This window comes from Acidovorax sp. GW823-FHT05D11 (assembly GCF_058795695.1).
The window spans coordinates 760,737-777,791 of the sequence record NZ_CM179502.1; the positions used below are offsets into that span (position 1 = coordinate 760,737).

Genomic DNA, 17,055 nt, shown 5'->3' on the forward strand with positions numbered 1-17,055 from the left:
CCGCCGGTTCAGGCCTTGAAGCGCCTGCGCGTGAGCGCCAGGGCCACCCAGAAGGCCACCACCGTGGTCACCACCAGCACCAGCCCGTGGCGCAGCGCATTGGCAGGCCACTGGTCCATGAACAGGGGCCGCACCAGCTCGACCGCATTGGTCAGCGGCAGCCAGTCCGAGATGGCGCGCACGATGGGCGGCAGCTGCTCGCGCGGGAAGAACACCCCCGACAGGAACATCATGGGCGTGAGCACCAGCGTGAAGTAGTAGGTGAAGAAGTCGTAGCCCTTGGCGAGCGCGTTGAAGATGAGCGCGATGCTGGAGAACATGATGCCGACGAAGAGCAGCACCGGCCAGGCCACGAGCAGCTTGGGGCTGTGGCTGATGGAGAGCGCGAGCATCACGCCCAGGATGGCCGTCACCGTGAACAGCGCCTTGAAGGCGGCCCACAGCATTTCGGCGAGCACCACGTCGTCAAGCCGCACCGGCGCGTTCATGATGCCGTCCCAGGTCTTTTGCACATGCATGCGCGAGAAGGCGGAGTACAGCGCCTCGAAACTGGCGGCGTTCATCGCGCTCATGCAGATCGAGCCACTGGCCAGGAACAGGATGTACGGCACCTGCGTCGTCGCGCCGCCCGCCGTCCCCACGTTCACCTGTCCCACCAGGGCGCCCATGCCGTAGCCAAACGCCACCAGCCACATCAGCGGCTCGGCGATGTTGCCCACCAGGCTGGGGATGGCCAGCTTGCGCCAGACCAGCAGGTTTCGCAGGAACACGGGCCACCAGCGCGCCGAGAGGCTGGGCGCGCGCCAGACGGAGGCAAGGGGCGGGGCGGCAGCGGTTGCCGTGGAGGGGGATACGGATTGCATGGGCTTATTGTGCTGTGTCGGGCCGGGGGTGGATAGGTGGCCGTGTCCACCGCCCCACGGGCCCGTGGGACCGGCAGGCACGGGCATTGCTTGCGGTCGTGCCATAGCGCACTGATCCGACACCCGCCCCCAAGGAGCCCCCATGAACCGCAACGACGTCACCGAGAAGATCATCAGCACCAAGGTCGCCAAGGGCCTGCAATGGGATGCCATTGCCAGGAAGGTCGGCCAGTCCAAGGAGTGGACCACCGCCCTGTGCCTGGGCCAGATGACCGCATCGCCCGTGCAGGCCAAGGTGCTGGGCAAGATCTTCGGCCTCACGGCCGAGGAGCAGAAGTGGCTGCAGGTCGTGCCCTACAAGGGCTCGCTGCCCACGTCCGTGCCCACCGACCCGCTGATCTACCGCTGGTACGAGATCGTGAGCGTGTATGGCACGACCATCAAGGAACTGATCCACGAGGAGTTCGGCGACGGCATCATGAGCGCCATCGACTTCAGCATGGACATCACGCGCGAGGCCGACCCCAAGGGCGACCGCGTGAAGGTGGTGCTGTCGGGCAAGTTCCTGCCGTACAAGCAGTACTAGGGCGTGCCATCAATCCCTACCCCCCCGCGCTGGCCCCGCAATGCGGATGGATGCGCGGAGCGGGGCGCGGCGGGGCGGGCAGCGGCCTACGCCGCTTTCCAGAAGATGTAGTCGGCCTGGTACTTCACGCTCTGGCGCTCGCCCTTGTTGGCGGCCGCACAGGGCGAGGCAGGCGCCACGCCGCCCTTCAAGGCCACGCGCTGGATGAAGGTCACACCTGCCATCGCGCCGCCGCCCATGGCGGGGTGGGCCTTGACCAGCTGGTAGGGCAGGTTGCCTGCACCCGATGGCGCCACGGCCAACTGGGTGGCCGTCAGCTTGGAGCCATCGGCCGACTCCCAGGTGGCGGGTGGGCCGTAGTAGGTGCCCACTTGCTTGCCGCTGCGGTCGTTCAGTACCGCCTTGGGGCCCACGAACACCCATTCGGTCTGGCCGGGCGCGTTGGCCTTGTCGCGGCATTCGTAGGTGATGTCGCCCACGCCCACGGTTTCCATGGCGACCCGGTTGCCGGCGGGTACCTTGATGGCGTCCGGCAGGCTGTCCTGCGAGAACATGGGGCTGGGGGTGGGCTGCTTCATCGCCCCGCAGGCGGCCAGCAGGGCCGTGGCGGCAAGTGCGCCCGTCAGGGCCGCGAAACGGGAGCGCAATGGCTGGGTGTGCATGGTATTTCCCTTTTCTTCAGTGGGTTGAAAAAGCGCAGCGGTCCCAAGAACGGTCTGCTGCCCCTGGGAGTACGCGCGCCAGCGCCGCCTGGATCCACCCGGCGCAAAAAATAGTCCGCACGCCCTGTGGCCGGGGTGGCGGGGCGCGCAACCCGTGCATTAAAGTTGGCCGATCGCCGCGGCTTCACGACCCTTTCTGCCGCCCGTCCTCACTTTTTTCTGGAAAGCCTCCCATGACCACCCTCGGAACCCCGCTGTCGCCCCATGCCACCAAAGTCATGCTGCTGGGCTCGGGCGAGCTGGGCAAGGAGGTGCTGATCGCGCTGCAGCGCCTGGGTGTGGAAACTATCGCCGTGGACCGGTACGAGAACGCCCCCGGCCAGCAGGTGGCCCACCACCAGCGCACCATCACGATGAGCGACCCGGCCCAGCTCAAGGCCCTGGTCGAGGCCGAGAAACCCCACCTGGTGGTGCCCGAGATCGAAGCCATCGCCACGCCCATGCTCGAAGAGCTGGAAGCCGCCGGCACCGTGCGCGTGATCCCCACCGCCCGCGCCGCGCGCCTGACCATGGACCGTGAAGGCATCCGCGTGCTGGCCGCCGAGACGCTGGGCCTGCCCACCAGCCCGTACAAGTTCTGCAACTCGCTTGAGGAACTGCAGGCGGCCATCGATGCCGGAATCGGCTACCCCTGCATCGTCAAGCCCGTGATGAGCAGCTCCGGCAAGGGCCAGAGCAAGATCGACGGCCCGGCCGACGTGCAAAAGGCCTGGGACTACGCCATGGCCGGCGGCCGCGTGAGCCATGGCCGTGTCATCGTCGAGGGCTTCATCGACTTCGACTACGAGATCACCCAGCTCACCGTGCGTTCGGTGGGGGCTGACGGCCAGATCGCCACCAGCTTCTGCGACCCCATCGGCCATGTGCAGGTGAGCGGTGACTACGTGGAAAGCTGGCAGCCCCACCCCATGCACCCGGCCGCGCTGGAGAAGTCGCGCCAGATCGCCAAGGCGGTCACGGACAACCTGGGTGGCCAGGGCCTGTTCGGCGTGGAGCTGTTCGTCAAGGGCGAGCAGGTGTGGTTCAGCGAGGTGAGCCCGCGCCCGCACGACACCGGCCTGGTCACGCTGTGCACCCAGCACCAGAGCGAGTTCGAGCTGCACGCCCGCGCCATCCTGGGCCTGCCAGTCGATACCAGCCTGCGCAACCCCGGCGCCAGCGCCGTCATCTACGGCGGCGTGGAGGCCCAGGGCATCGTGTTCGACGGCGTGGACGAGGCCCTCGCCGTGCCCGGCACCGACCTGCGCCTGTTCGGCAAGCCCGAGAGCTTTGCCAAGCGCCGCATGGGCGTGGCACTGGCGCGTGCGGCCGAGGTGGAAACGGCGCGCACCAATGCCAAGCTGGCGGCCAGCAAGGTGAAACCACGCACCCCCTGAGCCGCTTCGCGCCTTCCCTCTGTCTCGCTTCGCGGGAGGGGGACGCCACCCGTGGCCTGGCAAAGCCAGTTCCACGGTGGCACCGGCTTGCGCTGTGTCAGTTTTCGCCGTTGCGTGAAGCGTGGCGCACCGGAGTGCACTGATCCAGACTTCAGTTCAGCCATCCTCGCGGATCTGCCGCCCCGTGAGCTTGAGGAACAGGTCCTCCAGGTTGGCCGGCCGGTGCAGGGTGCGCAGGTGCGGGTGCGCGCCCAGCGCCTGCAGCAGGGGCCCTGCGTTCTGGGTGTAGAAGAACACCGTCTCGCCGCTGATCTCCACGCGCGCCGCCAGGGCCCGCAGGGCGGCATTCTCGGCCAGCGCCACGGCGCCCACGCCGAACACTTCCACCACGTCCGGCTCCAGGTGCTGCGCGATCAGTTCGCGCGGGCGGCCCTCGGCGATCTTCTTGCCGTGGTCCAGCACCAGGAGGCGCGAGCACAGGCGCTCGGCCTCGTCCATGAAGTGGGTGGTCAGCAGGATGGACTTGCCCTGCTGGAGCAGCAACTGCAGGCGCTCCCACATGAGGTGGCGGGCCTGCGGGTCCAGCCCCGTGGTGGGTTCGTCCAGCAGCAGCAGGCGCGGGTCGTTGACGAGTGCGCGGGCCAGGCTCAGGCGCCGCTTCATGCCCCCCGAGAGTTCGCCCGGCTTGGCGTTCGCCTTGTGCGTGAGCGCCGCGAAGTCGAGCAGGCGCGGCACGCGCTCGTCCATCACCGGGCCCTTGAGCCCGAAATAGCGGCCGAACACGCGCAGGTTCTCGGCGCAGGTGAAGTCGGGGTCCAGGGTGTCGAACTGGGTCACCACGCCCAGCTGGGCCTTGATGGCGAGGGCATCGCGCGGCATGTGCAGCGGGGCGCCGCACGGCCCGGGTGTGAAGTGCACCGCACCGCCGTCGGGCGCCGTCAGGCCCAGGCACATGCGGATGGTGGTGGTCTTGCCCGCGCCGTTCGGGCCGATGACGCCCAGGCATTCGCCGGGAGCGATGGAAAAGGAGACATCGTCCACCACGGTGGTGTTGCCATAGCGCTTGCGCAGTTGCAGGGCTTCGAAGAGTGCGGTCATGGCCTGATTGTGTGCCATGCTGGCACCCCGGGCCGCGCGGCGGATGATGGCCGCCCCCCCGCAGAGCGCCCGCCCCTTTGAACGAGAAATGCGCCATCCTGCCTGCACCATGAAACCCAGCCCCGCCGATACCAGCTATGTCGAATTGCCACTGGACGCCCTGGATGCGACCCGGATCGAAGCCGTCTGGCGCTACGACGCGGCGGCCCAAGGCCGGCAACTGGTGCTGCCGGACGGCAGGATGGACCTGGTGGTGCATTGCGCCCTGCGGCCCGATGGCATGGTGGCGTCCGTCTGGCCGGTGATCGCGGGCCCCGCCGACCAGCCCGCGTTCGTGAGCCTGCGCGCCGCGACGGTCGTCCTTGGGGTGCGTTTTCACATGGGCTGGGGCGGCGCCTGCCTGGGCACGGCGCCCGGGGCGCTGCGCAACCGGACGGTTTTCGGCGCCGAGGCCGCGCGGATGCTGGGTCCTTCTTGTGCCACCAACCCCTTGCTGCAGGCGCGCACGCTGCGGGGCGTGGAGCAGGCCTTGCGCTCCACCGCCCGCGCGCTGGCGGCCCGGGCCTCGGTGGCAGCGGCCCAGGGTCGGGCGCTCGCGGCCATCGAGCAGATGGTGCGGCAGGGCCAGACCGTGGAGGAAGGCGGTGGCGGCTGGGCCGTACCCTCCTCGCGCACGCTGCGCCGGGACATGGCGGCGGTGGCGGGCTTGCCCCTGCGGAGCCTGGCGGGCATCCTGCGCTTTCAGCGCGCCATGGACCTGCTGCAGGCCGGCCGCCCTTCGCTGGGCGAGGTCGCCTTGGCGGCGGGCTATGCCGATCAGGCGCACATGACCCGCGAGTTCCGCCGCTACGGGGGCTTCACGCCCGCCGCGCCGGCACCGGCGCCGCTGGTCCGGCGGGCGCCCTGCTTGCCCTGACGGCGTTGGCCGAAACCTTCAAGACGCGCGCGTGCGCAACGGCCAGACTTCCCTCTTTTTTGAGCCCGTGCGATGTACAGCCAATCCCTCTTCTCCATCGACGATGTCCGCGAACTGCAGGGCCTGGTGCGCTCCTACCCCCTGGCGACCGTGGTCGCGGCGGCGCACGCGGGCCTGGAGGCCCACCTGCTTCCGCTTCTGCTGCTGGCCGAAGGCGGCGGCCTGGGGCTGCTTCAGGGCCATGTGGCGCGCATGCACACGCTGGCGCGGTCTGTCCCGCAGGGCGCGGAGGTGCTCGCGGTGTTCCAGAGTCCCAATGCCTATATTTCTCCGCGCTGGTACGTGAACGGCCAGCGCAGCGCGCGCCTGGCCCCCAGCTGGAACTATGTGGCGGTGGAAGCCAGGGGGCGAATCCGCTTCGTCGACGACGGCGGCTGGATGAGGGACCACCTTGCCGCGCTCACGGCGTCCCAGGAGGCGCACCGCGCGCAGCCGTGGTCCCTGCACGATGCCTCGCCCGCCTTCATCGACGAGGCGGCGCTGCATCTGCGGGGCTTCGAGATCGAAGTCACCCGCCTCGAGGGCAAGCGCTTCCTGTCCCAGCAGCGCACGCCCGCGGACCGGTCCAGCCTCGTCGCGCACCTGGCGCTGGAGCGCCAGGGGGCGGCGCACGATGTCGCGGCGCTGATCGTTCCCTGACCGCCTGCCGTTGCCCGGAGGTGGTCTTCAGGTGGCGGCGGTCAGCCGGCCGCGGCCCGTGGCCTTGGCGTCGTAGAGCGCGCTGTCGGCCCGTGCCATCAGGGCCGCCAGGCTGGATTCTCCGGGCTGCAGCACGGCCATGCCGGCGCTGTAGTCCAGGATGAAGCCCAGTTCTGCCGCGCTGGCGTCATGCAGCTTGTGGCGCAGGCGCCGGTCGAACGAGACGCCCGCCGACGCCGTGTTGTGCAGCATCAGCACGCCGAACTCCTCGCCCCCGAGCCGCGCAATCAGGTCGCCGCTGCGGCAGGTGTCGCCCAGCAGCCGCGCAAACAGTTGCAGCGCACGGTCGCCCGCGTCGTGCCCGTGGGTGTCGTTGATCTGCTTGAAGTGGTCCAGGTCCAGCATCAGCGCGGTGAGCGGCAGCCGGTGGCGCCATGCATGCGAAAGCAGGTTTTCGCCCTGGGTGGTGAAACCTCGGCGGTTGAGCAGGCCCGTGAGCCCATCGGTCATGGCCAGCGTGCGCAGCTTCTGCTCTGCCTCGTACCGCCAGGCCACCAGCACGGCGACGGTGCCCAGCACCAGGCTCACGTTGGTGGCCAGCGCCGCGGCCAGGTTGACCGGGTGCGGCGTGCGAAAGCTGGGGTACTCGTCGGTGAAGGCGCCCAGCAGCCCGCGCGCAAGGGTGAAGGCGGCCGAGGTGGCCAGGCAGCCCAGGAGCAGGCTGCGCCAGCGCACGTCGGCGAGCACCAGCGGGTACAGCGTGGCCCGCGCCACGATGCACAGGATGACCGCCATCAGCCCGTTGGCCCAGCCCACGCGCCAGGCGTAGTGGTCAAAACCCAGCGTGTAGCCCAGCGGCGCGGCCACCACCAGCGCCAGCAGCACACGCCGCAGGGGGCGAGGGCCCAGCCATTCTTCCAGCGCGCGGTAGAGCATCCACTGGGCAGCGGCGTTGCATGCGATGGACAGCGTGGACAGCGCCCGGTCCCATAGCGAGGACGACGCGATGATGGCGGCCCAGGCCAGCGCCTGCAGCAGCATGCTGGCCTGCACGTGGCGTGCGGCGCGGCTCACATCCCGCCCCATGATGAGCGGCAGGACGGCCGAGATCATGAACAGGTTGACGGCCATCGCCGCCATGAGCGTGAGGAAGTCCAGGGGCATGGGAGACGGGGCGCTGCTTCTTTCTTGTCGTCACTGGAAGGCGACTTCGGCAAAGCTGCGCAGCTTGCGGCTGTGCAGCCTGTCCACGCCGCCGTTGCGCAGGATCTCGATGGCGCGCATGCCGATGCGCAGGTGCTGGTCCACGCGCTCGCGGTAGAAGTGGTTGGCCATGCCCGGCAGCTTGATCTCGCCGTGCAGCGGCTTGTCGGAGACGCACAGCAGGGTGCCATACGGCACGCGGAAGCGAAAGCCGTTGGCCGCGATGGTGGCGCTTTCCATGTCCAGCGCCACGGCGCGGCTCTGGCTGAACCGGCGCTGGGGCATGTTGTCGGGCAGCAGTTCCCAGTTGCGGTTGTCGGTGCTGGCCACGGTGCCGGTGCGCATGATGCGCTTGAGCTGGTCCTCCGGCACCCGCGTCACGTCGGCGACGGCCTGCTGCAGCGCCATCTGGATCTCGGCCAGCGCCGGGATGGGCACCCACAGCGGCAGCTCCTCGTCCAGCACGTGGTCCTCGCGCACGTAGGCGTGGGCCAGCACATAGTCGCCCAGCTGCTGGCTGTTGCGCAGGCCCGCGCAATGGCCCAGCATCATCCACGCGTGCGGGCGCAGCACGGCGATGTGGTCGGTGATGGTCTTGGCGTTGGCCGGCCCCACGCCGATGTTGACCATGCTGATGCCGCTCGCGTCCTTGCGCACCAGGTGGTAGCCGGGCATCTGCGGCAGGCGCGGCGGGGCGATGCCCAGCTCGTCGCCCGGCTGCGCGGGCAGGCCCGCGCGGCGAGTGACCACGTTGCCGGGCTCGATGAAGGCCACGTACTCGCTGTCTTCCCTGGCCATCTCGGCGTGGCCCAGGCGCACGAACTCGTCGATGTAGAACTGGTAGTTGGTGAACAGCACGAAGTTCTGGAACCATTCGGGCGCGGTGCCCGTGTAGTGGCGCAGGCGGTGCAGCGAGTAGTCCACGCGCGGCGCGGTGAACAGCGACAGCGGCTGCGCCTCGCCTGGGCGCGCCTGCCAGGTGCCGTTGGCGATGCCGTCGTCCATGGCCGCCAGGTCCGGCAGGTCGAACACGTCGCGCATCAGCATGCGGCGCTCGGCCGTGAGCGTGCCCTCGATGTGGTCGTGCTCGGCGAACGAGAAGTGGATGGGGATGGGGTGCGCGCTGGTGCCCACCTCCAGCTCGACGTTGTGGCTGGCCCGCAGCAGGCGGAACTGCTCGGCGTAGTAGTTGGCGAACAGGTCGGGGCGGGTGAGGGTGGTTTCGTACCGCCCGGGGCCTTCCACGAAGCCGTAGGCCAGCTTCGAATCCGCCCGTGCCACCGTGGTGGTGTGCACCCGCACGAAGGGATAGAACGCGCGCACCGCGCTTTCGGGCGTCTCGCCCGCCACGAAGCGCTGCATGGCATCGCGCAGGTGGCCGATCTGTTGCTGGTAGATGCGCTGCACCTGGGCCAGCGCTTCGGCCGGGTCGGTGTGGCGGGTGGGGGCGATGAAGTCGGGAATGAGGGGCATGCCCCTATTGTCCACAAGCCGGGAACGTGTTTGTGTGACGGGCTGGCGCCGGGGCCGCGGAGGGCCTCAGGAATTGACCGCCAGCAGGGGCTCCAGGCCGTGGAAGTCGCGCATCCAGCGCAGGATGGACGCGGCGTCCCGGGGCACCGACACCACATGGCCCTGGATCAGGTCGCACCCCAGGCCCGCCAGCAGATCCACCTGCGCCTGTGTCTCCACCCCCTCGGCCACGGTCCTGATCTGCAGGCTGCGGCCCATCTGGATGATGGCGGTGACGATGGCCACGTCGTCGGCGTTGTCCGGGGTGTCGACCACGAAGGAGCGGTCGATCTTGAGCTTGTCGATCGGGTAGCGCTTGAGGTAGGCCAGCGATGAGTACCCGGTGCCGAAATCATCGATGGAGATTCCGACGCCGAGTGCCTTGAGGGCATTGAGGGTGTCCAGCACCTGGCCCGTCTGGTGCATCAGCACGGATTCGGTGAGTTCGATCTCCAGGTACTGCGTTGCCAGCCCGGTCTCGTGCAGCATGGCCGCGATCTCGCCCGCCACGTCGCGCTGGCGGAATTCGAGGGCCGACAGGTTCACCGCCACCGGCACCATGGCCAAGCCCTGGTCCTGCCACTCCCGGAGCTGGCGGCAGGCCTCGCGCATCACCCAGCGGCCAATGGGGGTGATGAGGCCGCGGGATTCCGAGAAGGTGATGAACTCATCCGGCCCGACCAGGCCGCGCTGGGGATGGCGCCAGCGCACCAGGGCCTCGAAGCCGCGCAGCGAGCCGTCTTCCAGGCAGATCTGGGGCTGGTAGTGCAGCACGAAGGCGTTGTGGACGATGGCCTCGCGCAGCAGCCGCTCGTGCTGCAGCACATCGATGGCGCTGGCCTCCATGCTGGGTTCGTAGAACTGGCGGTTGCCCCGGCCGCTTTCCTTGGCGTGGTGCATGGCCGCGTCGGCGCAGCGCAGCAGCGCGTCGCCGGTGGCGGCATGCTCCGGAAAGAGGCTGATGCCGATGGACGGCGAGACGGTCAGCGGCACCTGGTCGAGCGTGAACACGCCGTGCATGGAGTCGAGCAGCTTGTCGGCCACCCTGGCGGCGTCATCGGGGCTTTGCACGTCGGTCAGGACCACCACGAACTCATCGCCGCCCAGCCGCGCCACCACGTCGGCATCGCGCACGCCCTGGCGCAGCCGCTCGGCCACGTTGCACAGCAACTGGTCGCCCGCGTGGTGGCCGAGCGAGTCGTTCACCGTCTTGAAATGGTCCAGGTTCACGAACAGCACGGCCGCGCGGCCGTGGCGCCTGCGCGCCAGCGACAGCACCTGCGACAGCTGCTCCATCAGGAAATGCCGGTTGGGCAACTGCGTGAGGGTGTCGTGCAGCGCGATGAAGGCCTCGCGCTCCTGCGCCTGCTTGCGCGCGGTGATGTCGCGCACCACCACGATGCGGTAGTCCGCATGGTGCAGCGGCATGGTCTTGCCCACCACCTCGACGGGGATGGCATGCCCGTCCTTGTGGCGGATGGTCACTTCGTAGGGGTCTTCGCGCCCGCTGCGGGTGTAGTCCAGCGCCACGGCCCGCCATTCGGGACTGATGAAGTGGAAGATCGAGACCCCCAGCACCTCCTGCAGCCCGTAGCCCACCAGGCGGGTGAGCGCCTCGTTGCCGTCCGTGATGATGCCGTCGCGGTGGAACACGATGGCCTCGTCCGTGGCCTCGGTGAACTTGCGCATGCGCTCTTCGCTCTGGCGCACCTGGCGTTCCGCGCGCCAGCGCTCGGTGATGTCGGTGATCAGCACGAACGAGCCCAGCTGCTGCGAGCCGGCGCCGAAGTGCGGGATCAGGTTGACCTCGATCATGCGCGTCTCGCCATTGGGCAGGATCTGCTCGCGCGTGTACTTCACGTGCTCGCGGCGCGTGGAGCGCTCCACATGCGGCTGGATCACCTGCCAGGCCTTGTCGCCAATGGCTTCCTGCACCGTGAGCCCCAGGATCGATTCGGTCGTGTGGCCGTTGTAGGCGGCGTAGCCCTGGTTGGCGAACTGGCAGCGCAGGCCGGGCAGGTCGAAGTACGCCATCAATGCGGGCACGGAATCGGCGATCAGGCGCAGCAGCGAGTCGCTGGAGCCCCCCTGGCCAGGGGCGTTGGCTGCGTTGATTGAATCTGGCATGTCCCACCCGGTGCTGAGAAGGTGTGGCGGTCTGCACGCGGCCCCGTGGAGATCGCCAGCACGTTCTTCCGTTATAGCCGATAGACCTTGCGCGCGTGCAAGGTAGTTGCCCGGATACCCCGGGCGGGATAATCGGGCCATGACCTCCAAAGAAAACCAAGCCGGCACTGACTTCAGCACGCTGGCCCTGAGCCCTGCCATGCTGTCCAACCTGCAGCAGCTGGGCTACATGCAAATGACTCCGATTCAGGCGGCCAGCCTGCCGCCCGCGCTGCTGGGCAAGGATCTGATCGCCCAGGCCAGCACCGGCAGCGGCAAGACCGCCGCCTTCGCCCTGGCCCTGCTGGCCAACCTCAACCCGCGCCGCTTCGCCGTGCAGGCGCTGGTGCTGTGCCCCACGCGCGAGCTGGCCGACCAGGTGACCACCGAGATCCGGCGCCTGGCGCGCGCGGAAGAGAACATCAAAGTCGTGACCCTGTGCGGCGGCGTGCCGCTGCGCGCCCAGACGCTGAGCCTGGAGCACGGCGCCCACATCATCGTGGGCACGCCCGGCCGCGTGATGGACCACCTGGAGCGCCAGCACCTCTCGCTGGAAGCGCTCAACACCCTGGTGCTCGACGAGGCCGACCGCATGCTCGACATGGGCTTCTTCGACGACATCGCCATCGTGGCGCGCCAGTGCCCTTCGGCCCGCCAGACCCTGCTGTTCTCGGCCACCTACCCCGAGGGCATCGCCAAGCTCAGCGCCCAGTTCATGAAGGCGCCGGTGCAGATCACGGTGCAGGCCCAGCATGCCGAGGGCAAGATCGAGCAGCGCTGGTACGAGGTGAAGCACAGCGAGCGCCTGCACGCGGTGTCCCAGCTGCTCAACCACTTCCGGCCCGAATCGTCGATCGCCTTTTGCAACACCAAGCAGCAGTGCCGCGACCTGGTGGGCGTGCTGCAGGCGCAGGGCTTCAGCGCGCTGGCGCTGTACGGCGAGCTGGAGCAGCGCGAGCGCGACCAGGTGCTGGTGCAGTTCGCCAACAGGAGTTGCTCGGTGCTGGTGGCCACCGACGTGGCGGCGCGCGGGCTCGATATCGCCAACCTGGCGGCCGTCATCAATGTGGACGTGACGCCCGACCCCGAGGTGCACATCCACCGCATCGGCCGCACGGGCCGGGGCGACGCCGAGGGCCTGGCGCTCAACCTGGCCAGCCTGGACGAGATGGGCAGCGTGGGCAAGATCGAGGTGCTGCAGGGCCGGGAGTCGCGCTGGTTCCCGGTGGCGGAGCTCACGCCCGCGGGCAGCGGCCCGCTGGTGCCGCCCATGGTCACCATCCAGATCATCGGCGGCCGCAAGGAGAAGATCCGCGCGGGCGACGTGCTGGGCGCGCTGACCGGCGAGATGGGCTACACCCGCGAGCAGATCGGCAAGATCAACGTGAACGACTTCTCCACCTACGTGGCGGTGGACCGCGCCATCGGCGCCCAGGCCGCGCAGCGCCTGAACCAGGGCCGGGTGAAGGGCAAGGCCGTGAAAGCCCGCCTGGTGATGGATTGATGGCGGCTTGCCGAGCGGGCACCCCCCCCCTCAGGATGGCAAATGCCGCTGGACCTTGTCCGGCGGTTTTTTTTGCTCCTTTTTGTGGGTAGCTGATCGTCCGCAACGGGACCCCCATTCCGAAGCCTGGGCATCCGCCGCCGTGCTTGTGGTATTCACTTATTGTGCAAAGACCTATAGAGGACTATAGTTCTTTGCCATGATCTCCCATTCAAAAGTCGTGGCGCTGGATTCCTCCCCGGGCCTGAGCCGGTACGCCGCCCTGGCGGCTGCACTGCGTGCCCGCGTGGTGGCCGGCGAATGGCCGCCCGGCTCGGCCCTGCCGGCAGAAAGCCTGCTGGCCACGGAGCACCAGGTGGCGCTGGGCACCATGCGCCGTGCGCTGGAACTCCTGGTGGCGCAAGGGCTGGTGGAGCGCATCCACGGCCGGGGCACCTTTGTGCGCCAGGGCATTGCCGGCGCCTCGATGCTGCGGTTTTTCCGGTTTGACAGCGGCGGCGGCGAAATGCCGCGCTCGCGCATCCTGTCGCGCCAGCGCATGGCGGCCCCGGCTGCCGTGGCCCGCAGGCTGGGCCTGGCGACGGGCGAGATGGTGCTGCGGCTGCAGCGCCTGCGCCTGCTGGCCGACCAGCCCTGCCTGCTGGAAGACATGTGGCTGCCGCTGGATGTGTTTGCGCCCCTGGCAGAAGGAAACACCGCCGAGTGGGACGACCTGCTGTACCCCATGTTCGCGCGCCGCTGCGGTGTGCATGTGCACCGGGCCGTGGACGACATTGGCTTTGCCATGCTGACAGCCCCGCAGGCCGTCCACCTGGGGCTGGCCGCAGGCCATCCGGGCGTGGTGGTGCAACGGGCCGCCTACGACCTGGGCGGGCGCTGCATCGAATGGCGCACCACGCGCGGCGATGCCCACGCCTTTCACTACACCGTGACCATTACATGAACGGCACCCCTGTGCGGTGCCACGGGCCTGGCAAGGCCCGTGCCGCTGCGCCTGCCGGCCTGGGGCGCGCCGCTTCAGGCGCACTCCCATGAACGACTGAAGACGAAACCAAGGAGACCCGTATGCACCATCTATCCGATCCTCTGAATTCACCAGATCTGTCGCGTCGTGCGGCGCTGGCTGCCGTGGGTGTCACGCTGGCAGCGCCCTGGGTGCGCACCCACGCTGCGGGCGTGGGGGGCGGGCGCACCATGACCCTGGTCGTCTCCTACCCCGCAGGCGGCGGCGCCGACCTGATGGCGCGCATCATCGCGCCCCGCATGGCCGAAGCGCTGGGGCAAGGCGTGGTGGTGGACAACAAGCCCGGCGCCAGCGGCCAGCTGGCCGCATCGGCCGTGGCCCGCGCCACGCCGGATGGCACGACCCTGCTGCTCGATGCGTCGTCGTTCGCCGTCAATCCATCGCTGTATCCCAAGCTGCCCTACGACAGCAACACCGCCTTTGTGCCGCTGGCCGTGCTGGCGACCTTTCCGAACGTGCTGGTGTGCCACCCGGGCTTCGGTGTCAATTCCGTCAAGGAAGTCATCGCGCGCGCCAAGGCCAAGCCCGAGGACGTGGCCTATGCGTCGTCCGGCAATGGCTCGGCCCAGCATCTGGCCGGGGCGTTGTTTGAAGAGCGCACGGGCGTGAGGCTGTCCCACATTCCCTACCGTGGGGGCGGCCCTGCCATGAACGACGTGATGGGCGGCCAAGTGCCGCTGTTCTTTGCCAATGTGGCCTCGTCCCTGGGCCACATCCAGGCAGGCAAGCTGCGGCCGCTGGCGGTAACCAGTGCGCTGCGCGCCCGATCGCTGCCGGATGTGCCCACCATGGCGCAGGCCGGCGTGGCCGACTACGAAGTGCTGGAATGGAATCCGGTGCTGGCCCCGGCGGGCATTGCGCCCGAGGTGCGCACGCAGCTGGTCAACGCCATCCGCAAGGCGCTGGCCGACCCCGAGGTGCTGGGCCGCATCCGCGCGCTGGGCGGCGATGCCTTTCCCGACGCGACCCAGGCCAGCGCCGGCAGGTTCATCCAGGCCCAGCAAGCGCAATGGGGCAAGGTCATCCGCGAGCGCAAGATCGTGGTGGGCTGACCCATGGGTGCGCTGGCCCCCTCCGCGCCGTTGCGGGATGTCCCGGAGGGATGGGACACGCATGTCCATGTCTTTGATGCCGCCGCCCCGGTCCAGGCCGGGCACTACCAGCCCGCGCACCAGCCCCTCGAACGCATTGAGGCCGAAGCCGCGAGGCTGGGCGTGGGGCACCTCGTGCTGGTGCAGCCCAGCGTGTACGGCACCGACAACCGGCTTGTGCTCGAGGCCCTGGCGCGCGAGCCGGGTCGGCACCGCGCGGTGGTCGTGGTGGATACCGACATTGCCGATGACGCGCTGCAGACGATGCACACGCTGGGCGTGCGCGGCGTGCGTTTCAATCTGGTGTCCCCGGTGGGCAACGGGGCGCAGGCCATGCAGTCGCTGGCGCCCCGCCTGAAGGCGCTGGGCTGGCATGTGCAGTGGTATGCGGCGCCTGCCCAGCTGGCGCAGATCGCCCAGCTGCATGCGCAAACGGGCCTGCCCTGCGTGCTGGACCACCTGGCGGGCATGCATGCCGCCCTGGCGCGGGACGATGCGGCCTGGCAGGCGCTGGCAAGGCTGGCCGGCCTGGGGGCGTGGATCAAGCTGTCAGGCTGGTACCGCCTGCAGGCCGCGGCGCCCTACGCCGAACTGCACGATGCGATCCGCCGCGTGGCCGGGCTGGCGGGGGAGCGGCTGGTGTGGGGTTCGGACTGGCCGCATACCGCATTTGCACCGGACTCCATGCCCGCCTACGCGAGTGTGTGGGAGCCGGTGGTGAATGCCCTGGGCGCGGTACGCGCCGACAGGGTGCGCATGGCGGGCGCAGCGCTGTACCGCTGAAGTGGGTGGGGGCAGTGCGCCCGCACGGGTGCATCCCGCATCCGCTGGCTACCTACCTGGCGCCCGCGGCCTCCAGCATCCGCACCATCTCGCTGAAGCCCCGCTGGCGGGCCAGCTGCAGCGGCGTGTTGCCCTGCCGGTCGGTCAGCGCATGGCTGGCGCCAGCCTGCAGCAGCGCCTGCAGCGTGGCCTGGTGGCGCGGGCCTCCGTCGCCCAGCACGATGGACTCGATCAGCGCCGTCCAGTGCAGGTTGTTCACATGGTCCAGCGGAGCGCCGGCGGCGATCAGCTGGCGCACCACGCCGTCGTGCCCCAGGTGGGCCGCGGCGATCAGTGCCGTGCCGTCGTACCGGCTCGTCACCTGCCCGGCGCGGGCGCCCAGGGCCAGCAGCAGGCGCAGGGTGTCTTCGTCGTCCGCCACCGCCGCGATGGTCACGGCGTCGTAGCGGTCGTTCTCCAGCGCATTCACATCGGCCCGGGCCTGCACCAGCTGCCGGATCACATCGCGCTGGCGGGCGAACGTGGCCACGTGCAGCGGCGTGCGGCCGTGGGCATCGCGGGCATTCACATCGGCGCGTGCCGCCACGAGCTTTTGCAGCATGCCCACATCGCCGCGCGCGGCGGCGGCGTGCAGGCCCTGGTAGGCCGCCGTTTGCGCCGCGGTGGGCGCCATCTGCGCCTGGGTGGGCTGCGCCAGCAGCAGGGCCGCGGCCAGGGCCAGGGGCATTGCGGTGTGTCGGTTCATGGCGTGTCCGTTCAGCGGTTCGTGGTGCTTTGGCGGGTGTCTGCGCAGCGGGCGAGCGCCCCAGGACGGGGCGCTGCGCTGTGGGCTTACTTCAGCTGGTCCGCCACCTTGGCGATGGCGGCCATGGCGCATTGCTCGTCCAGGTGGCCGCCGGGCGCGCCGCCCACGCCCACGGCGCCGATGACTTCATTGCCCACCTTCAGGGGCACGCCGCCGCCCAGCAGCAGGTAGCCGGGGATCTGGCCCAGGTTGGCGGCGGCGGGGTTCTTCTGCGAGCCTTCCATGATGGCCAGCGTGGTGTTCTTGGCCGATGCCGAGGTGTAGGCCTTCAGGCGGCTGGCTTCCAGGGTGTGGGGGCCGGCGTTGTCGGCACGCTGCACGGCGCGCACGGTGCCGGCGCGGTCCACCACGGTGGCGGTCACGTTGTAGCCGGAGGCCGTGCACGCGGCCACGGTGTGGGCGGCGATCTGGTTGGCCAGGTCCAGCGAGATGTTCTTTTCGGTGCGCACGCCTTCGGCGCTGGCAGCGGCGCAGGCGGCCAGGGACAGGGTGAGGGCGGCGGCTTTGGCAAGGGGGTTCTGCATGGTGTTCTCCGTGGGCGTTCGGTGGTTTCGGGTCCGGTGCCACCCGTTGTGGCGCCGTGGGAGAACTGTAGGAAACGGCGTGGATTCCGGCCATTCGTACGCCTACGCCAGAGCCTCCGTAGAACTACGCAGTGCCCGCCAGGCGGTGGGCGGGATGAAGGCCGCATCCGCAGCCCGCGGGCT

General features: G+C 69.4%; 16 protein-coding genes. 8 read left to right on the top strand and 8 right to left on the bottom strand.

All coding sequences use genetic code 11. The features are described 5' to 3' along the window. Nucleotides 1–8: 8 nt before the first annotated feature. Nucleotides 9–863 carry an ABC transporter permease gene (locus tag AC3RCE_RS03480; protein ID WP_369641296.1) on the bottom strand — a complete coding sequence of 285 codons (855 nt, stop codon included), beginning with the start codon at nucleotides 861–863 and terminating at the stop codon, nucleotides 9–11. Between the two features lie 142 nt (nucleotides 864–1,005). Between AC3RCE_RS03480 and cynS the strand changes: the two genes are divergently transcribed. Next, nucleotides 1,006–1,449 (top strand): cyanase, encoded by a 444-nt coding sequence (cynS, locus tag AC3RCE_RS03485; protein ID WP_492254537.1) that lies wholly within the window; start codon nucleotides 1,006–1,008, stop codon nucleotides 1,447–1,449. Nucleotides 1,450–1,535: 86 nt separating this feature from the next. Here cynS and AC3RCE_RS03490 read toward each other — a convergent pair whose 3' ends face one another. Continuing rightward, on the bottom strand, nucleotides 1,536–2,111 hold the full coding sequence (locus tag AC3RCE_RS03490; RefSeq protein ID WP_492254538.1) for a DUF3455 domain-containing protein: 576 nt from the start codon (nucleotides 2,109–2,111) through the stop codon (nucleotides 1,536–1,538). A 233-nt stretch (nucleotides 2,112–2,344) separates the two neighbouring features. Between AC3RCE_RS03490 and purT the strand changes: the two genes are divergently transcribed. Continuing rightward, nucleotides 2,345–3,547 carry a formate-dependent phosphoribosylglycinamide formyltransferase gene (gene purT, locus AC3RCE_RS03495; protein ID WP_218293087.1) on the top strand — a complete coding sequence of 401 codons (1,203 nt, stop codon included), beginning with the start codon at nucleotides 2,345–2,347 and terminating at the stop codon, nucleotides 3,545–3,547. Nucleotides 3,548–3,703: 156 nt separating this feature from the next. Here the strand turns inward: purT and AC3RCE_RS03500 are convergent, their stop codons facing one another. Continuing rightward, nucleotides 3,704–4,645: an ATP-binding cassette domain-containing protein gene (locus AC3RCE_RS03500; protein ID WP_492254539.1), complete on the bottom strand. Its 942-nt coding sequence runs from the start codon at nucleotides 4,643–4,645 to the stop codon at nucleotides 3,704–3,706. A 109-nt stretch (nucleotides 4,646–4,754) separates the two neighbouring features. On the opposite strand from AC3RCE_RS03500, the gene AC3RCE_RS03505 reads away from it, so the two are divergent. Together AC3RCE_RS03505 and AC3RCE_RS03510 are read left to right on the top strand one after the other, a co-directional pair. After that, on the top strand, nucleotides 4,755–5,561 hold the full coding sequence (locus tag AC3RCE_RS03505; RefSeq protein WP_492254540.1) for a helix-turn-helix domain-containing protein: 807 nt from the start codon (nucleotides 4,755–4,757) through the stop codon (nucleotides 5,559–5,561). A 72-nt stretch (nucleotides 5,562–5,633) separates the two neighbouring features. Continuing rightward, nucleotides 5,634–6,260, top strand: a complete 627-nt coding sequence (locus AC3RCE_RS03510; RefSeq protein ID WP_492254541.1) for an FMN-binding negative transcriptional regulator — start codon at nucleotides 5,634–5,636, stop codon at nucleotides 6,258–6,260. A gap of 27 nt (nucleotides 6,261–6,287) precedes the next feature. Here AC3RCE_RS03510 and AC3RCE_RS03515 read toward each other — a convergent pair whose 3' ends face one another. The 3 genes from AC3RCE_RS03515 to AC3RCE_RS03525 form a co-directional block, all read right to left on the bottom strand. Next, on the bottom strand, nucleotides 6,288–7,424 hold the full coding sequence (locus tag AC3RCE_RS03515) for a GGDEF domain-containing protein (protein WP_492254542.1): 1,137 nt from the start codon (nucleotides 7,422–7,424) through the stop codon (nucleotides 6,288–6,290). Between the two features lie 30 nt (nucleotides 7,425–7,454). Continuing rightward, nucleotides 7,455–8,936 carry an AMP nucleosidase gene (locus AC3RCE_RS03520; RefSeq protein WP_218293092.1) on the bottom strand — a complete coding sequence of 494 codons (1,482 nt, stop codon included), beginning with the start codon at nucleotides 8,934–8,936 and terminating at the stop codon, nucleotides 7,455–7,457. Nucleotides 8,937–9,002: 66 nt separating this feature from the next. Further along, nucleotides 9,003–11,102 carry a putative bifunctional diguanylate cyclase/phosphodiesterase gene (locus AC3RCE_RS03525; protein ID WP_492254543.1) on the bottom strand — a complete coding sequence of 700 codons (2,100 nt, stop codon included), beginning with the start codon at nucleotides 11,100–11,102 and terminating at the stop codon, nucleotides 9,003–9,005. A gap of 139 nt (nucleotides 11,103–11,241) precedes the next feature. Here AC3RCE_RS03525 and dbpA point away from each other — a divergent pair, with 139 nt between their 5' ends. The 4 genes from dbpA (at nucleotide 11,242) to AC3RCE_RS03545 (ending at nucleotide 15,543) form a co-directional block, all read left to right on the top strand. Continuing rightward, nucleotides 11,242–12,645 carry an ATP-dependent RNA helicase DbpA gene (dbpA, locus tag AC3RCE_RS03530; RefSeq protein ID WP_369641303.1) on the top strand — a complete coding sequence of 468 codons (1,404 nt, stop codon included), beginning with the start codon at nucleotides 11,242–11,244 and terminating at the stop codon, nucleotides 12,643–12,645. Between the two features lie 199 nt (nucleotides 12,646–12,844). Next, entirely contained in the window at nucleotides 12,845–13,588 is a 744-nt protein-coding gene (locus AC3RCE_RS03535) for a GntR family transcriptional regulator (RefSeq protein ID WP_218340568.1), read from the top strand. A 122-nt stretch (nucleotides 13,589–13,710) separates the two neighbouring features. Then, nucleotides 13,711–14,721 (top strand): tripartite tricarboxylate transporter substrate binding protein, encoded by a 1,011-nt coding sequence (locus AC3RCE_RS03540; protein ID WP_492254544.1) that lies wholly within the window; start codon nucleotides 13,711–13,713, stop codon nucleotides 14,719–14,721. Between the two features lie 3 nt (nucleotides 14,722–14,724). After that, complete coding sequence (locus AC3RCE_RS03545; RefSeq protein WP_492254545.1) at nucleotides 14,725–15,543, top strand: amidohydrolase family protein; 819 nt, start codon at nucleotides 14,725–14,727, stop codon at nucleotides 15,541–15,543. Nucleotides 15,544–15,595: 52 nt separating this feature from the next. Here AC3RCE_RS03545 and AC3RCE_RS03550 read toward each other — a convergent pair whose 3' ends face one another. Continuing rightward, nucleotides 15,596–16,288, bottom strand: coding sequence for an ankyrin repeat domain-containing protein (locus AC3RCE_RS03550; protein ID WP_369641307.1), 693 nt, complete (start codon nucleotides 16,286–16,288; stop codon nucleotides 15,596–15,598). Between the two features lie 86 nt (nucleotides 16,289–16,374). After that, complete coding sequence (locus AC3RCE_RS03555; protein ID WP_369641308.1) at nucleotides 16,375–16,872, bottom strand: GlcG/HbpS family heme-binding protein; 498 nt, start codon at nucleotides 16,870–16,872, stop codon at nucleotides 16,375–16,377. Nucleotides 16,873–17,055: the final 183 nt, after the last annotated feature.

Excerpts from the sequence above, each read along its gene's own strand:
- AC3RCE_RS03480 (WP_369641296.1), bottom strand. The coding sequence starts at position 863 with ATGCAATCCGTATCCCCCTCCACGGCAACCGCTGCCGCCCCGCCCCTT.
- cynS (WP_492254537.1), top strand. The coding sequence starts at position 1,006 with ATGAACCGCAACGACGTCACCGAGAAGATCATCAGCACCAAGGTCGCC.
- AC3RCE_RS03490 (WP_492254538.1), bottom strand. The coding sequence starts at position 2,111 with ATGCACACCCAGCCATTGCGCTCCCGTTTCGCGGCCCTGACGGGCGCA.
- purT (WP_218293087.1), top strand. The coding sequence starts at position 2,345 with ATGACCACCCTCGGAACCCCGCTGTCGCCCCATGCCACCAAAGTCATG.
- AC3RCE_RS03500 (WP_492254539.1), bottom strand. The coding sequence starts at position 4,645 with ATGACCGCACTCTTCGAAGCCCTGCAACTGCGCAAGCGCTATGGCAAC.
- AC3RCE_RS03505 (WP_492254540.1), top strand. The coding sequence starts at position 4,755 with ATGAAACCCAGCCCCGCCGATACCAGCTATGTCGAATTGCCACTGGAC.
- AC3RCE_RS03510 (WP_492254541.1), top strand. The coding sequence starts at position 5,634 with ATGTACAGCCAATCCCTCTTCTCCATCGACGATGTCCGCGAACTGCAG.
- AC3RCE_RS03515 (WP_492254542.1), bottom strand. The coding sequence starts at position 7,424 with ATGCCCCTGGACTTCCTCACGCTCATGGCGGCGATGGCCGTCAACCTG.
- AC3RCE_RS03520 (WP_218293092.1), bottom strand. The coding sequence starts at position 8,936 with ATGCCCCTCATTCCCGACTTCATCGCCCCCACCCGCCACACCGACCCG.
- AC3RCE_RS03525 (WP_492254543.1), bottom strand. The coding sequence starts at position 11,102 with ATGCCAGATTCAATCAACGCAGCCAACGCCCCTGGCCAGGGGGGCTCC.
- dbpA (WP_369641303.1), top strand. The coding sequence starts at position 11,242 with ATGACCTCCAAAGAAAACCAAGCCGGCACTGACTTCAGCACGCTGGCC.
- AC3RCE_RS03535 (WP_218340568.1), top strand. The coding sequence starts at position 12,845 with ATGATCTCCCATTCAAAAGTCGTGGCGCTGGATTCCTCCCCGGGCCTG.
- AC3RCE_RS03540 (WP_492254544.1), top strand. The coding sequence starts at position 13,711 with ATGCACCATCTATCCGATCCTCTGAATTCACCAGATCTGTCGCGTCGT.
- AC3RCE_RS03545 (WP_492254545.1), top strand. The coding sequence starts at position 14,725 with ATGGGTGCGCTGGCCCCCTCCGCGCCGTTGCGGGATGTCCCGGAGGGA.
- AC3RCE_RS03550 (WP_369641307.1), bottom strand. The coding sequence starts at position 16,288 with ATGAACCGACACACCGCAATGCCCCTGGCCCTGGCCGCGGCCCTGCTG.
- AC3RCE_RS03555 (WP_369641308.1), bottom strand. The coding sequence starts at position 16,872 with ATGCAGAACCCCCTTGCCAAAGCCGCCGCCCTCACCCTGTCCCTGGCC.